Origin of the sequence: Paenibacillus xylanexedens, assembly GCF_017874615.1 — a bacterium.
In the GTDB taxonomy this organism is placed as follows: domain Bacteria; phylum Bacillota; class Bacilli; order Paenibacillales; family Paenibacillaceae; genus Paenibacillus; species Paenibacillus xylanexedens.
Map to the genome: position 1 here is coordinate 239,800 of NZ_JAGIKV010000002.1, position 14,599 is coordinate 254,398.

The following is a 14,599-nucleotide window of genomic DNA, read 5'->3' on the forward strand; positions in this document are numbered from 1 at the left end:
CTCCCTTTTTGTGGTGAACCTTTATATGTTAGCGCAGACTCGCCATGCTTCAGACCAGAAATGATGTCAATGGCCTGACACCCACAGCGTGTTCACGTTCTAACCTTTCACTGCACCAATGGTGAGTCCTTTGACAAAATAACGTTGTACAAACGGATACAGGAACAAAATCGGTCCCGTTACAACGATAGCCATTGCCATCTTGGTTGATTCGGTAGGCACATCCTGACTGAGTGTGATCCCCGTGCCAATCGCCATCTGGTCAATGAAGGTAATCGTGTTCATCGTGTTGTAGAGATAAAATTGCAGTTGGTACATATCTGGATTGTTAATGAAGAGGGATGAGGTAAACCAGTCATTCCAGTAACCCAGTGCTAGAAACAAACCTACGGTTGCGATACCTGGCATCGCCAGTTTCAACACAATGCTGAAATAGATGCGGAAGTCATTCGCTCCATCAATTTTGGCGGACTCAATCAATTCATCCGGCACTGCCGAGCGAATGAAGTTTTTCATCAGGATAATGAGGAATGGTGTCATCAACCCCGGGAAAATCAGTACGGTGTACGTATCTGTGAGATTGAAGTAGTTCGCCAGCATAATGTACCAAGGCACGAGCCCCCCACCAAACAACGTTGTAAAGTAGATAAAAAACGAGAAGGTATTCCGATATTTAAAATCCTTACGCTGGAGCACAAATCCGGCCATCGTGATGAGGAACAGCCCTAGCGTAGTCCCCACCACCGTTGTAAAGACTGTTACCCCATAAGCCTTGAGTACCTGGGTCGGGAATTTGAACACCATTTTGTAACCTTCCAGGGAAAAGTCCGTTGGAAAGAGGTGATAACCATCCCTCACAATAGACTCGTTGCTACTGAATGAACCGGATAGAATCAGCAGAAACGGTAGCAAGCACATGATTGATAAAACGATGATAAAGCTGTAGGAAATCAGTTGAAACATGAAAGTGAATTCCGAATCTCTGAGACGCGTATTCGTACGGGTGTGAGTATTCATCGGCGTGTTCATGATCATTCTCCCTCCTGCCCTGCGGGCGTTCTAGAACAAGGCGTAGTCCTCATTTACTTTGCGGATAATATAGTTGACGGTCATGATCAAAATGAATCCAAACAAGGACTGATACAGACCAGCAGCCGTTGCCATCCCGATATCAAACGTGACTTTCAGTGAACGATACACATACGTATCAATAATATCTGTAGCGTTGTACAGCACCCCGTTGTTGCCGATCAGTTGATAGAACAGGTCAAACTGCCCCTTCATAATGCTGCCGAGTGAGAACAACAACAGGATGACAAAGGTTGGCTTCAACATCGGTACCGTAATGTACCAGATCCGCTGAAATATATTCGCCCCGTCGATTCGGGCAGCTTCATAATACTCGTCACTGATACCCGTTATGGCGGCCAGATAGATGACCATGCTGTATCCAAGATTTTTCCATAGATAAAAGATGATGATCAGGAACACCCAGATCCAGGGTGTGTTATAAATGTCGACCGGGCCGGCCTCAAAACGTTTGAGCACCGTGTTCACAAAACCCGACTCGTAGTTAAACATGTTGTAAGCGATTACACTTAATAGTACAAATGAGATGAAATACGGCAAAAACATGACGGATTGCGTAATTTTTTTGAATAACCTGCCCCGGATCTCGCTAAGCATGATCGCACAGAAGATCGCCAGACCGTTTCCTAATATAATGAAGGCGAGATTGTAACCCACGGTATTGGTCGTGAGCTTGAGCAACATTCCGGATTGCCATAGGAACTTAAAGTTCTCCAGACCGACAAATGGACTACCAAATAATCCGCCTTCAAAATCATACCGGGTGAACGCATAATAGATGCCGACCATCGGAAAATACGAGTTAATCAGAAAAAAGATCAGCGTGGGCAACAGCATCAGAAACATGATTTTGTTTTTGTTCAATTCTTTGAGCATGGCTCGATCCCTCCCGAATTTCTTGCGGTGCTGCGTGGTGGAGCTCTCTTTTTATTGTAGATGCTCTCTTCACTTACGGATACTGAAGCTTCCCTTCAGAAAATGAACGATTCTGCGAAATGAACTATGAACAAAACGAACGAACCATGAAATGTACAGACATCGACACACATCTGTTCACAAATGTTGATATCGTGCATAGGCTACACCTAGTGAACAATCCAGCGAAAGCTGAACTTTATGTAGAGAAAACAGGCAAAACAACCTGTCCATCATTGATGTAAACGCATACATAATATATAATTCAAGTTACTCTTGCTCTTCTGCTCATCCAACTATGAAGCCTCACGTATGTATATGAAATTCTATGTTGTTCACCCAAAACAGGAGGTTCGAGGGGGAAGAAGAATGCGTAAACGTTCAGAGGACAGTCAGAAGGTCTTCACACGGATTCTGATCGGCATTATTATCAGTACCGTCGCTACCTTACTTGTGGCTTCTTCTATTTTGTACGTCAACTATAATCGGATTGCTCTTCGTCAGGTGTATCGTACAGATATGAACAGTCTTACTCAAACCAGCCGTGAAGTGGCCAAAATGACCGAGACTGCAAAATCATTGTCATATCAGATTTATCAGGACTACACCATCTCTTCATTACTGCTCTATTCCAAACCAAATATTTATGAGATCACATCGGCGATGGAGCAGCTAGACAACTACCGTATGTCCCTTCCCTTTATCGAATCCATCTATGTATATAACTCCAAAAGCAATGAATTCTTTATCAGTTCCGACGTGCGCAATGGGCAGCAGTCCGTCTCGGAGATCGACGATCAGGGGATTACAAGCATCCTCCAACGCTTCCATGACTATAAACCTTTTGTCCCCATCCCGCGTACATATCAGGTCGGCTCTACCGAAGCAACAGAGGTTAACAGCTACACCTATCTCTGTTATGACACGATTAATGATAATGCGAAGCTAAACTATGCTGTTATCGTTAATATCAAGGATGATTGGCTCAGTCCGAATATGAATGCTGTGGATCAACCAGGCAAAACCTTTATCGTGAATGAGAATGGAGACCTTTTATCTGACTTTGGCGACCGTGCATTGATGAAAAATCTCTCCAGCGAAGCTTTTATGAAGCCAATTATGCAGGATACGGGGCAATCAGCTTACTTTACCGAGAAGGTCGACGGAGAAAAATCTCTCATCACCTATACCGCTCCCGATGATCTGGGTTGGCGTTATGTAAGAATAACACCTTATGATCTGATTACATCAGATATACGGAGTATGCGCACACATACCGTTCTGTTTTGTGTTGGACTTCTCTTCGCAGGCTTACTGCTCTCTTACCTTGTGTCCCGAAAACTATATCACCCTATTGATAAGGTACTTGTTCGTTTACGTGTGATGGAAGCAGAGCGACGTGGCAGTCTTCATTTGTTACGGCAGGATTTTCTACGAGGGGCCCTGCAAGGCCGCGAAACAGTAACTGGAGGTATGCTGGAAGAACGGATGAAGTTCTATGGTTCCTCCATTGATGTTCAGCGTGCATCCAGGCTGGTATTGCTGCGTATTGACCATTTTACCGAATTCTGCGAAACGTACCGTGATGAGACCCAGCTTGTAAAATACGCCATGATGAACATATGCACCGAGACAGCCGATCTCCACTACAATGCGGAAGCTGTGGACATGGGCGGTGATCTGATCACACTCGTCTTCAATGAAAAAGAGGAAAGCGATGAACTTGGGCAACCCGCTCATAACCGGATCGAAGAGCTGCTGCGTATGATGCAGGCCGCTGTAATGACCCATTTGAAATGCTCCATCTCCTGTACGATCGGTACGGAAGAAGATTCATTGGAAGACAGTATTGCATCCTACACCAGATCAGCCGAAGCCTCACTGCATCGTTTGTTCATGGGACCGGGCTGTCTGATCTATACCTCTGACATCATGGCTTATCATGCCAAGGAGTACGCATTCCCAGCAGGTAAGGAAAGACAACTTGTCGATCATCTAATGACAGGCAAGACGCGAGAAGCAAAACAAGTCTATGCAGACATCGTCGGCGAGACAGCCGATTATCCATTTACCGTCTTCCAACTAGCCTTATCCCATCTGACGATGACACTGAACCATGTACGAAATACCCTCAAGAAGAATAATCAACTCACACTTAATTCAGTCTCGGATGGTCTAATGCTGCCTGTCAAAGACGCGGAAGACATTAGTGAAGTACATGAACACTTCTATCGGATGTTTGATGAGCTTGGTTCCAAAGTCGAGGAGAAACGCACGCTGAAGCACGAAGAGTTGATTCGCAAAATCAATGGCATTATAGAGCGGGACTATGCGGACCCCAATCTCTGTCTAACTTCCATTGCAGATGAGTTGGGCATGTCGCCCATCTATGTGAGCAGGCTCTACAAACAGCTCACCCTGAAAGGGCTCACGGACGTGATTAACGAGACCCGAATAGCCAAGGCCCAGCATCTGCTGGTGGAGACGGAGAACTCCGTTGCCGACATTGCCGAGAGAACCGGATTCACCAACAGTTCATACTTCTATCGCATGTTCAAAAAGTTCAATGGTGTTACACCAAACGATTATCGCCGCAAAGAATTTCATTCAGAGAACTTTTGAAATCATACCATACCAGACTTGAGTTTATGGAGCATTGCACATCGATTGTTAATGCAAAAAAAAGAGCGACCTATGAGAATGAATCATTCACCTCATGTGTCGCTCTTCTTTAATGAGTTTAAGTTAGATTTCGATTTATTCCTTTTCCTGATCTTCGCCAGAATCATCCGAAGCTTCACGAACTTTATACTTGTCCAGACGTGTCTGCTGATACTCACGCAGGGCCTCTTCACCCACAATCACTTCAACCCGGTGAATGTTCATACCTTTACCCATGAATTTCTGCTCGTACTCCGTCATCACATGTTCTTCATTCAAACCATCACGATGCAGATTCAAAGAAATATTGGTCATTTGCAGGCCGAAGTCGGCAATGGCGTTGAGTGAGAAATCAAACAGCGTCTCCGAATCGGTTTTGAAATGAATCTGACCTTTGGGATTAAGCAATTCCGTGTATTTCTTCAGGAAGCGCGGGTGCGTCAAACGTCGACGTGCATGCTTTGCTTTTGGCCAAGGATCACTGAAGTTCAAATAAATGCGTTCCAGTTCTTCCGGTTCAAAAACTTCTTCGATCTGTTCGATATTTGCCAGCGCCAGCTTCAGGTTCGGAGGTGTCTCCACATCAGCCTGACTCCACGCATTACGAGCTTTCTCACTGGCACGACGCACCAGTTCATCATACATATCAATACCGATGAAATTAAATTCCGGATATTTATAACTCATTTGGCTGATAAATTGACCTTTACCCATACCAAATTCCACGAAGATCGGGTGATCATTGCCAAACAGTTCAGACCATTTTCCTTTATGTTGCTTGGGGTCCAGTACAACAAGATCAACTTGTTGCTCCAGATTTTCTCTTATCCCTTTTCTGCCACGTAAACGCATTTTATTCCTCCGTTTGTCCCATACTTGTCTCAGACTTATTTTGCCGAAGAACTGGCAAATTGTAAAGAGCAATGAAAAGGGAATCTTCGGATCTGCCACTTTGGGCAAATCTCAAAGATTCCCTCTTCGATTTATTTGGAATTGGGGTCCAACTACTTTAGTAGTTCATAGTCTACCTTATCTTGGTGTGAAAAATCAAATGTCTTTTCGAAAGCATCGCGAACTTTTTGTCTTGCAGCCGCTTTCACTTTCGGATTTCCATTAAAACGAACACCTGTTAAAGCCAGTGCTTCTTCTGCCGTCAATTCAACAGACACATGATTCAATTCATTGTTTTTAACTTGGGAATTCATTCATATCACCTCACGGTATAGTATGGTCCATGACGTCAACGTTGATTCAAATGCTATGATGAATAATACCCATTAGATGGTGTCTGACGCTGATTTAAATATAACATAAGGTGTAAACTATAGCAAGGGAAAAACCTTGATTTTACGGCCTATTTTTGCGTTTCGATTCCCTTTTTTTTTAGTTTTTTGATACAATGATAAAAGTTCATGAAGACACCTATAATCGCTATCCATCGTCTATGACGGAAATCGCATAGCGCTTCTTCTTTTGTTCACGTATGATTACGGTAATTCGACAGCCAAAGGAGTACCCTGAAGATGAATGCACCTGCATTACAGTCCCCTCTCCTGTGGGGAGATAAACGATTCCATACCTGGAATTATGAGATGCGCGATCAATTTAACAATAAGGTTTTCAAAGTGATGCTGGATGCTGGATTCACCTGTCCCAACCGCGACGGTTCCATTGCCAAAGGTGGTTGCACCTTCTGCAGTGCGCGTGGATCAGGCGATTTTGCTGGCAGCAGACGTGAAGATCTGGTCACTCAGTTCAATACAATTCGAGATAAACAGCACCTCAAGTGGCCTAAAGCCCATTATATTGGCTACTTCCAAGCCTATACGAATACGTATGCTCCGGTTGAGGAGCTGCGCGAATATTTTGAAGAAATTCTTGAGCAACCCGGTGTTGTTGGCTTGTCCATCGCCACTCGCCCGGATTGTTTGCCAGATGACGTTGTTGATTATTTGGCTGAACTGAACGAACGCACCTATCTGTGGGTTGAGATGGGCCTTCAAACGATCCATGATTCCACATCAACATTGATTAATCGCGCGCACGACACGAAGTGTTACGAAGAAGCGGTTGAGAAACTGCGCAAACGGAATATACGAGTGTGTACACATATCATATATGGTCTGCCTCAAGAGACACATGAGATGATGCTGGACACTGGACGGGCAGTTGCCAATATGGATGTACAGGGAATCAAGATTCACCTGCTACATCTGATGCGCAAAACACCAATGGTGAAGCAATACGAAGCTGGTCTTTTACGTTTTCTGGATCAGGACGAGTATATCAAATTGATCGTAGATACACTGGAGATGCTTCCACCGGAAATGATCGTGCACCGTCTTACAGGCGACGCACCGCGTGATCTGTTGATTGGACCGATGTGGTCCATGAACAAATGGGAAGTGTTAAACTCCATTGATCGTGAGCTGCGAGAGCGGGATTCATGGCAAGGTAAGTATTGGAGGCGAGCATAGATGGGCTTTCTTTCAGTTCTCAGCTGTGCGCATCAGTGGACTGCTTCCCGTCTGCAGCCAGGTGATCTGGCCATAGATGCAACGGTGGGTACAGGAGCAGACACACTATTTTTGGCACAACAAGTAGGCAGACGTGGTCAAGTCATTGGATTCGATATTCAAAGTGAAGCCCTCACGCTGGCACAGGCCCGGATTCGAAAACAAAATGATGAAGCCAAGCTTGGCTCCATCTCCATGCTTCAACTCAGCCATGATCGAATGGCAGAAGCGGTGCCTGAGTCATGGCTTGGTGCGGTAGGTGCAGTTATGTTCAACTTGGGGTACCTGCCTTCAGAAAGTGCAGATTCCTCCATCATCACCGAGACAGACAGCACAATCGCTGCACTCGAAGCTGCACTCGCTTTATTACGTCCTCGCGGCATCATTACGGTTGTGCTCTACCCTGGTCATGACGGAGGGGCACAGGAAGCAGAAGCTGTATTGGACTGGTCCTCTGCCCTTTCGGTGGAACAGGCACAGGTTGTGATGTATCGCCAATTGCAGCGAGAAACTTCTCCTTTTCTGATCGGAATCGAGAAAAAATAATTTCCTTTGTTCACCAAATACAATAAACTAGACACAATCGCAGGGCGAGCTATTAACGGCTTTTTCTTACTGCGATCTGTGTTCTACATCTACATATGCAAACGTATTCACTTGTTTGCTCATGGCGACTACATGCCCATGACTGATTAAAGCGATCCACCATTTCATATACTAGAGGAGAGATTACTGATGTCTACGCCATACCCATTACAATTCCAACCTGAGTTCAAAGAACGTGTGTGGGGCGGTCGTGCGCTGGAGCAATTCGGCCTTACGCCCCCTGAAGGACATATCGGAGAAGGATGGATGATTGCAGATCATCCCAACGGTACAACCAAGGTATTAAATGGAGCACTGGCTGGCAAGGGTCTGGATGAAGTTCGTGAACAACTGGGCACCGAATGGCTCGGAACTAAAGGTGTCTCTGAAAAAGGCGGCCGTTTCCCCCTTCTGATTAAGCTGCTTGACTGCAACGATGACCTGTCCGTTCAGGTTCATCCAACAGACGAGTATGAGGCACTTCCTCCAGGCGAGCTTGGCAAAACAGAAATGTGGTATGTACTTGATGCAAAACCGGGCGCACACATCATCTATGGCTTGAATGAAGGCGTTGATCGGGCAACATTAAAAGAAGCATTAGAAAACGGCACGGTGATGGATACCCTTCGTCAGGTACCTGTAGAAGCTGGTGATACGTTCTTTATCCCTGCTGGAACAGTGCATGCGCTCTGTGCAGGTGTCGTTGTCGCTGAGATTCAGCAAAACTCGGATACGACGTACCGGATATACGATTACAATCGTCCAGGGCTGGATGGCAAACCACGTGAGTTGCATGTTGAAGACTCATTAAATGTCACCGCCTATGAGGGCGCAGGTGCCTCAACGATGAAAACAAATAACGCTACTTCTGGTGAATGGCTCAAGCTTGCGGAATGCCCTTATTTTGTAGTTGAAAAAGGGATTGTGACTAAACGTTGGGAACTCTCCACCAATCCTGACAGCTTCACGATTCTCGTTGTCTGTGAAGGAGAAGGAACTTTGGAGTGGGCACATGCTGAATCAGACAGCATTGAATTGAAAGCTGGACAATGTTATCTCTTGCCAGCCAATCTGGGTTCTTATACATTGAACGGGAATACCACTGTTCTTCGCTCTTATCTGCCCTAAATCAAGCTTATATGTGACCCGTGAAGGAGGAATTACACGAGATGCAGGAATCTACCTTTGCCTTGGTCGCTAGTGAAGGTACCCGTATTTATGTGTACCGCTGGCTTCCCGATCCGGAATGCAACGTTAAAGGTGTCGTGCAAATTGCACACGGCATGGGCGAGACAGCAGCCCGATACGCAGAATTCGCCGACATTCTTACCCAAAATGGCTATGCGGTTTATGCTAATGACCATCGGGGTCATGGCAAAACTGTGGAGAATGCCAAGTTGCTTGGTAATGCTGGCATCGATGCCTTCCGCTGGATGGCGAGTGATATGATCAATCTGGGCGAAGTAGCCGCCAAGGAGAATCCTAGGGTGCCCCTGTTTCTAATGGGACATAGCATGGGCTCATTCTTGGTACAACATCTCATGTACGCTGGTCATGAACAATACCATGCCTTTATTTTATCCGGGACCAATGGCAGACGCGGTCTTCTCCGTATTGGAGAGAAGCTCGCCTTCTTGCAATGTGGCATTCAGGGGGCTACTCATCCCAGCATGCTGCTCAATGCGATTGTATTTGGCGGATTTAACCGCTCTTTCCGCCCTGCGACGACACCGTTTGACTGGTTGTCCCGGGACACGCAAGAGGTTCAACGGTTCATTGATGATCCCCTGTGCGGAGTGGTCTGTACAGCAGGATTTTTCCGCGACTTTTTCAAATTGCTGCTCGAAGTCCATCTTCCACACAATATGGAGCGCATACCCAAACACAAACCCGTATACCTGTTCTCAGGTGAGAAGGACCCTGTCGGACTTCATGGCAAAGGCGTTCTTAATCTGGTCTCGCAATATAAGAAACTTCACCTGGAGAATATTGAGTATCGCCTGTATCCCGATGGACGCCATGAAATGCTGCATGAGATCAATCGAACAGAAGTAGCCCAGCACGTTGTGAACTGGCTAGAGCGGAATACCCCTGGCTTGAATACACATCCTAGTCCGGTGAGCCCTACCGAGACGGCTGACTCTATATAATAGAGGCGGAGACAACATATCAAAAGCCAAAAGAAACCCCTGAATCGGATGTACAGCTCACGCTGCGCTCCAGTTCAGGGGTTTTCTTGTTAAGCGATATGAATAATAGCTATAATCAAACGTTATGGATTAACCTTCAATTAACAGGGATTCCGGGTCTTCAAGCAGTTCTTTCACGGTCACGAGGAAACGTACAGCTTCACTACCGTCGATAATCCGGTGATCGTAGGACAACGCGATGTACATCATTGGACGGTTCTCCATCCGCTCTGCATCAATAGCCACTGGACGAAGCTGGATCTTATGCATCCCCAGAATACCCACTTGAGGTGTATTCAGAATTGGCGTAGACAACAAGGAACCAAATGTTCCACCATTGGTGATGGTGAACGTTCCACCTTGCAGATCAGATAACGCCAGCGTGTTGGAACGAGCCTTGGATGCCAGGTCCGCAATGCTCTTCTCGATCTCGGCAAAGCCCAGACGATCAGCATCACGCACAACCGGTACAACCAGTCCTTCCTTCGCAGATACGGCAATGCCGATATCATAATACTTTTTGAGTACAACATCTTCGCCATCAATCTCTGCGTTGATTGTAGGGAATTTTTTCAGAGCCCCCACAACCGCTTTGGTGAAGAAGGACATGAAGCCCAAGTTGATCTCATGTTTCTCTTTGAACTTGTCCTTACGGCGTTTACGTACATCCATGATGGCAGTCATATCTACTTCATTAAACGTAGTCAACATGGCTGCTGTCTGCTGAGCCTCTACCAGACGTTTCGCAATGGTTGCACGGCGACGAGACATGCGTTGACGCTCCACTGGTTTGGTATAAGTGGAACTCCCCGCTGCCGGAGCACTTGGTGCTGCTGGAGCTTTACTCGCAGGTGGAGCAGCAGGAGCAGGCGCCTGATTGTTATGGCTCTTCACATCATCCTGGTATACCCGTCCAATCGGATCTTTGCTCTGAACCTGATCCAGTTCGATACCACGTTCACGTGCAAGCTTACGAGCAGACGGTGAAGCCGTCTTGGCACTATCGGATGACTCCGGTGCTGCCGCAGCAGGTGCTGGTGGTGGTGTTGGAGCTTCAGGTGCAGGAGTAACGGCCTTTTTCTCTTCAGCTGCTGGTTCGGAAGCGGGTGCACCGCTTCCTCCTCCAGAACCAGCTGAGAGTGTACCGATCGTTTCACCGATCACTACCGTCTCTCCTTCCTGACGAATGATCTTCTCCAGCACGCCACTTTCTTCTGCGCTGATCTCAATATTTACTTTATCCGTTTCCAGTTCAAGAAGCACATCACCCTGATTAACGGTATCCCCTTCTTTAACCATCCATCTGGATACAGTTCCCTCAGTTATTGACTCACCCATTGCAGGTACTTTAATTTCACTCACAGCTGTTACCTCCCCAGTGGAATATTATTCTTCGTCGTTTGTTTCAACGCAGATGTAATAATCTGTTGCTGTTCCATACTATGCACAAGCTGATAACCGCTGGAAGGACTTGCGTGTTCCGGGCGACCTTCGTATCTAACGGTTGTGCCTTCCGGGGCAACTTCACGAAGACGAGGCTCCATGTATGTCCAGGCACCCATGTTTTTGTTTTCTTCCTGTACCCATACCAGTTCTGTTACATTGCTGAAACGTGCGAGTATACGTTTGATCTCTTCTGCCGGGAACGGATACAACTGTTCCACACGGATAATGTGAAGCCATGACCGATCTGCTTTATCTTTTTCAATAGCATCTTCCAGGTCAATGGCAATCTTGCCACTGCACAAAATAATGCGCTCTACGCGATCCGGCTGTGTACCCAGTCCGGCTTGCTCCAGCACAAGCTCAAACTTGCCTTCGCTGAATTCGACTGCCGGTGAAGCAACACGTGGATTCCGAATGAGACTTTTCGGTGACATCATCACAAGTGGACGAGCATCTTCCGTTTCAGTCAAGGAAGCTTGACGACGCAACAAGTGGAAGTACTGAGAAGCACTCGACAAGTTGGCAACCGTCATGTTGTCTTCTGCACAAAGCTGCAGGAAGCGTTCAAGGCGAGCACTTGTATGCTCAGGTCCCTGACCCTCATTCGCATGTGGTAGCAACATGACCAGACTAGATTTCTGAGACCATTTGGCACGACCCGCGGATACAAACTGATCAAAGATAACCTGTGCACAGTTGGCAAAGTCACCGAATTGAGCTTCCCAGATGACCAGTGTATCGGGTGAATATACGTTATATCCGTATTCGAATCCAACAACGGATTCTTCAGACAACGGACTGTTATAGATTGCAAAGGATGCTCTTGCCTGTGGCAAGTGATGTAATGGGCAGAACTTTGCTCCATTCTCCGAATCATGCAACACCAGATTCCGATGAGCGAATGTAGCACGCTCGGCATCCTGTCCACTAATCCGAATTGGCTTGCCATCTGCCAGAATGGTTGCAAATGCGAGTGTCTCCGCAAGGCTCCAATCCACTTTTTCCCCTTCGTTCAGGGAAGTGCTCCGGCGTTGCAAAATCCGCTGTAACTTCGGATACACATTGAAGTTCTCAGGCCATTTCAGCAGATCGGCATTAATGCTGCGAAGATTCTCAAGCGGTACCGCAGTCGGAGTAATCGTAACAGCCTCCGGCTCACTGATTTTCCGCTGATAATATTCATGTACTTCATTTTTCTTCATCTGGTCATAAGCTTCTTTTAATTTGTTCGTTACTCCATCGCGAATGCTCGTAATGGATGCATCATCGATAATCGATTCCTCTTTCAACTGATCCTGATACAAGTGGCTTACCGTTGGATGGTTTTTCACCTTGTCATAAACGATAGGTTGAGTTGTTTCGGGATCATCGGTTTCGTTATGGCCGTAGCGACGATAACCGATCAAGTCGATCAGGAAATCCTTTTTGAAACGATTGCGATACTCGGCTGCCATACGAATGGCCGCAATACAAGCATCCGGATTGTCCGCATTCACGTGTACAATCGGAATTTCGTACCCTTTAGCAAGGTCACTTGCGTAGTACGTTGAACGGGAATCACTGCTATCTGTAGTGAAACCCAGACGATTATTGACGATAATATGGATGGTTCCGCCATTCTGATATCCTGGCAAAGCTTTGAAGTTCAGCGTCTCTGCAACGATCCCTTCTCCAGGGAATGCTGCGTCACCATGCATCAATATGGTGGCTGCCTTCGTCACGTCCTGCTTCGGATACCCAGGGTCACGCCGGTCATCCTGAGCCGCACGAGCAAACCCTTGTACAACCGGATTAACGTATTCCAGATGGCTCGGGTTATTCGCCAGAGTAAGGCGTGCCTGTACAGTTTCCCCGTCTTTTACAAAACGGTTGGCACCCATATGATATTTGACATCCCCCGTCCAACCGTAGTTGATTCCAGTCGATCCTTCCGATGGAACCAAATCTTTGTTCGGAGCATGATGAAATTCAGAGAAAATTTTGCTGTACGGTTTGCCCAAAACATGAGCCAGTACATTTAACCGTCCACGGTGGGCCATACCCATCAGAATGTGGCTTGATCCGGCTTCTGCCATGATGCGAACAGCTTCATCCAGCATCGGCACAAGCACATCGTTACCTTCGATGGAGAAACGTTTCTGCCCAACAAATGTTTTGTGAAGATAATCTTCAAATTGCTCAACTTCAACCAAACGTTCCAGCAAAGCCTTACGTTCTTTCGGCGTAAGTGGAGCCGGTGATGTCCGGGATTCCGCACGACGATTCAGCCACTCACGCTCTTGAACTTCGTGCACATGACTGAATTCGTAGGCCATGGGTCCAGTGTATATCTGACGCAAGCGTTGGATTGCATCCCATCCGGTTGCTGTCTGTCCATCTGCACCTTCCCAGATCAGGGAAGCAGGCAAAGCTTTCAGATCTTCTTCGTTTAATTCAAAATGCTGAGGTTCCAGCAAAGATGTGTCTGTATCTTCACTGATTCCAAGCGGATCTATATCTGCAGCAAGATGACCATAGGTACGGATGTTCCATACCAGTTTACCCGCTGTAACCGCTTTCTGTAATAGTTGAATGTCTACGCTTCCGGAAGCCGATTGGGCGTTGCCGGAATTCAAGGTTGTGCGTGCATCCCTGCCAGACATCGGCGGTGCACCCCATTGTTCAAATAGTTCACGATAAGCCGGTGTAACCGAACCAGGGTCTTGAGTGAATAATTCATATTGTTCCTGTACGTATCCCATATTGGGGCCATAGTAACTTTCCCAGGGCTTCTTGTTGCCTTCCACGATCGTCATCGACGTTCCCTCCGTCTTGATTTAGTCATAAGTTTTTGACGGAAATCATTGACTAAGCCGTAATTTGCGTTCGTTCAACATTTTAAGCGAAATTTTTCATGAAGTCCAATAATCGTGCTGTTGGTGGTAGTAACGTTAGTCCGACGCTCCCGTCAAGGTTTGTCTGCGTTTTCAAAATCAAAGTAAAACAATGATTGTATATACCGTCGCACAGATGTCGAATACTGTCCTGATCCGTTCGAAGGTTACACTTTCTCCTCTTCTTCAAGTGAAGTCCATGTTCTACTATCTATTCTATAAACTTTTACGCTCAGGAGCATTTCCTATTTTTAGTTCAATTGATGCATAAATTAGATGAATCGAATAAATCGATCAATTTGAGTAGAACAACGAACGCTTAATT

General features: G+C 46.4%; 11 protein-coding genes. 5 read left to right on the plus strand and 6 right to left on the minus strand.

Going from position 1 to position 14,599, the window contains the following annotated elements; translation table 11 throughout:
* Nucleotides 1–99 precede the first annotated feature (99 nt).
* Nucleotides 100–963: a carbohydrate ABC transporter permease gene (locus tag J2Z28_RS03365; RefSeq protein WP_415841432.1), complete on the minus strand. Its 864-nt coding sequence runs from the start codon at nt 961–963 to the stop codon at nt 100–102.
* A 96-nt stretch (nt 964–1,059) separates the two neighbouring features.
* Nucleotides 1,060–1,965 carry an ABC transporter permease gene (locus J2Z28_RS03370; RefSeq protein WP_017689672.1) on the minus strand — a complete coding sequence of 302 codons (906 nt, stop codon included), beginning with the start codon at nt 1,963–1,965 and terminating at the stop codon, nt 1,060–1,062.
* A gap of 408 nt (nt 1,966–2,373) precedes the next feature.
* Here J2Z28_RS03370 and J2Z28_RS03375 point away from each other — a divergent pair, with 408 nt between their 5' ends.
* Complete coding sequence (locus J2Z28_RS03375) at nt 2,374–4,626, plus strand: AraC family transcriptional regulator (protein ID WP_211081170.1); 2,253 nt, start codon at nt 2,374–2,376, stop codon at nt 4,624–4,626.
* Between the two features lie 135 nt (nt 4,627–4,761).
* On the opposite strand, the gene trmB is transcribed toward J2Z28_RS03375, so the two are convergent.
* Together trmB and J2Z28_RS03385 are read right to left on the minus strand one after the other, a co-directional pair.
* Complete coding sequence (trmB, locus tag J2Z28_RS03380; protein WP_211081171.1) at nt 4,762–5,517, minus strand: tRNA (guanosine(46)-N7)-methyltransferase TrmB; 756 nt, start codon at nt 5,515–5,517, stop codon at nt 4,762–4,764.
* 152 nt (nt 5,518–5,669) lie between these two features.
* Entirely contained in the window at nt 5,670–5,870 is a 201-nt protein-coding gene (locus tag J2Z28_RS03385; protein WP_036610190.1) for a hypothetical protein, read from the minus strand.
* A 318-nt stretch (nt 5,871–6,188) separates the two neighbouring features.
* On the opposite strand from J2Z28_RS03385, the gene mnmL reads away from it, so the two are divergent.
* The 4 genes from mnmL (at nt 6,189) to J2Z28_RS03405 (ending at nt 9,916) form a co-directional block, all read left to right on the plus strand.
* Entirely contained in the window at nt 6,189–7,142 is a 954-nt protein-coding gene (gene mnmL / locus J2Z28_RS03390) for a tRNA modification radical SAM protein MnmL/YtqA (RefSeq protein WP_036669734.1), read from the plus strand.
* Nucleotides 7,143–7,727: a tRNA 5-(aminomethyl)-2-thiouridylate-methyltransferase MnmM gene (mnmM, locus tag J2Z28_RS03395; protein WP_211081172.1), complete on the plus strand. Its 585-nt coding sequence runs from the start codon at nt 7,143–7,145 to the stop codon at nt 7,725–7,727.
* A gap of 189 nt (nt 7,728–7,916) precedes the next feature.
* On the plus strand, nt 7,917–8,894 hold the full coding sequence (locus J2Z28_RS03400; RefSeq protein WP_211081173.1) for a type I phosphomannose isomerase catalytic subunit: 978 nt from the start codon (nt 7,917–7,919) through the stop codon (nt 8,892–8,894).
* A gap of 41 nt (nt 8,895–8,935) precedes the next feature.
* Nucleotides 8,936–9,916: an alpha/beta fold hydrolase gene (locus J2Z28_RS03405; RefSeq protein WP_211081174.1), complete on the plus strand. Its 981-nt coding sequence runs from the start codon at nt 8,936–8,938 to the stop codon at nt 9,914–9,916.
* A 129-nt stretch (nt 9,917–10,045) separates the two neighbouring features.
* Here J2Z28_RS03405 and odhB read toward each other — a convergent pair whose 3' ends face one another.
* Both odhB and J2Z28_RS03415 read right to left on the minus strand, forming a co-directional pair.
* Complete coding sequence (odhB, locus tag J2Z28_RS03410; protein WP_211081175.1) at nt 10,046–11,317, minus strand: 2-oxoglutarate dehydrogenase complex dihydrolipoyllysine-residue succinyltransferase; 1,272 nt, start codon at nt 11,315–11,317, stop codon at nt 10,046–10,048.
* 5 nt (nt 11,318–11,322) lie between these two features.
* Nucleotides 11,323–14,196, minus strand: coding sequence for a 2-oxoglutarate dehydrogenase E1 component (locus J2Z28_RS03415; RefSeq protein ID WP_036669715.1), 2,874 nt, complete (start codon nt 14,194–14,196; stop codon nt 11,323–11,325).
* Nucleotides 14,197–14,599: the final 403 nt, after the last annotated feature.

Coding starts and splice junctions, on each gene's coding strand:
- J2Z28_RS03365 (WP_415841432.1), bottom strand. CDS start 963: ATGTTTCAACTGATTTCCTACAGCTTTATCATCGTTTTATCAATCATG.
- J2Z28_RS03370 (WP_017689672.1), bottom strand. CDS start 1,965: ATGCTCAAAGAATTGAACAAAAACAAAATCATGTTTCTGATGCTGTTG.
- J2Z28_RS03375 (WP_211081170.1), top strand. CDS start 2,374: ATGCGTAAACGTTCAGAGGACAGTCAGAAGGTCTTCACACGGATTCTG.
- trmB (WP_211081171.1), bottom strand. CDS start 5,517: ATGCGTTTACGTGGCAGAAAAGGGATAAGAGAAAATCTGGAGCAACAA.
- J2Z28_RS03385 (WP_036610190.1), bottom strand. CDS start 5,870: ATGAATTCCCAAGTTAAAAACAATGAATTGAATCATGTGTCTGTTGAA.
- mnmL (WP_036669734.1), top strand. CDS start 6,189: ATGAATGCACCTGCATTACAGTCCCCTCTCCTGTGGGGAGATAAACGA.
- mnmM (WP_211081172.1), top strand. CDS start 7,143: ATGGGCTTTCTTTCAGTTCTCAGCTGTGCGCATCAGTGGACTGCTTCC.
- J2Z28_RS03400 (WP_211081173.1), top strand. CDS start 7,917: ATGTCTACGCCATACCCATTACAATTCCAACCTGAGTTCAAAGAACGT.
- J2Z28_RS03405 (WP_211081174.1), top strand. CDS start 8,936: ATGCAGGAATCTACCTTTGCCTTGGTCGCTAGTGAAGGTACCCGTATT.
- J2Z28_RS03415 (WP_036669715.1), bottom strand. CDS start 14,196: ATGACGATCGTGGAAGGCAACAAGAAGCCCTGGGAAAGTTACTATGGC.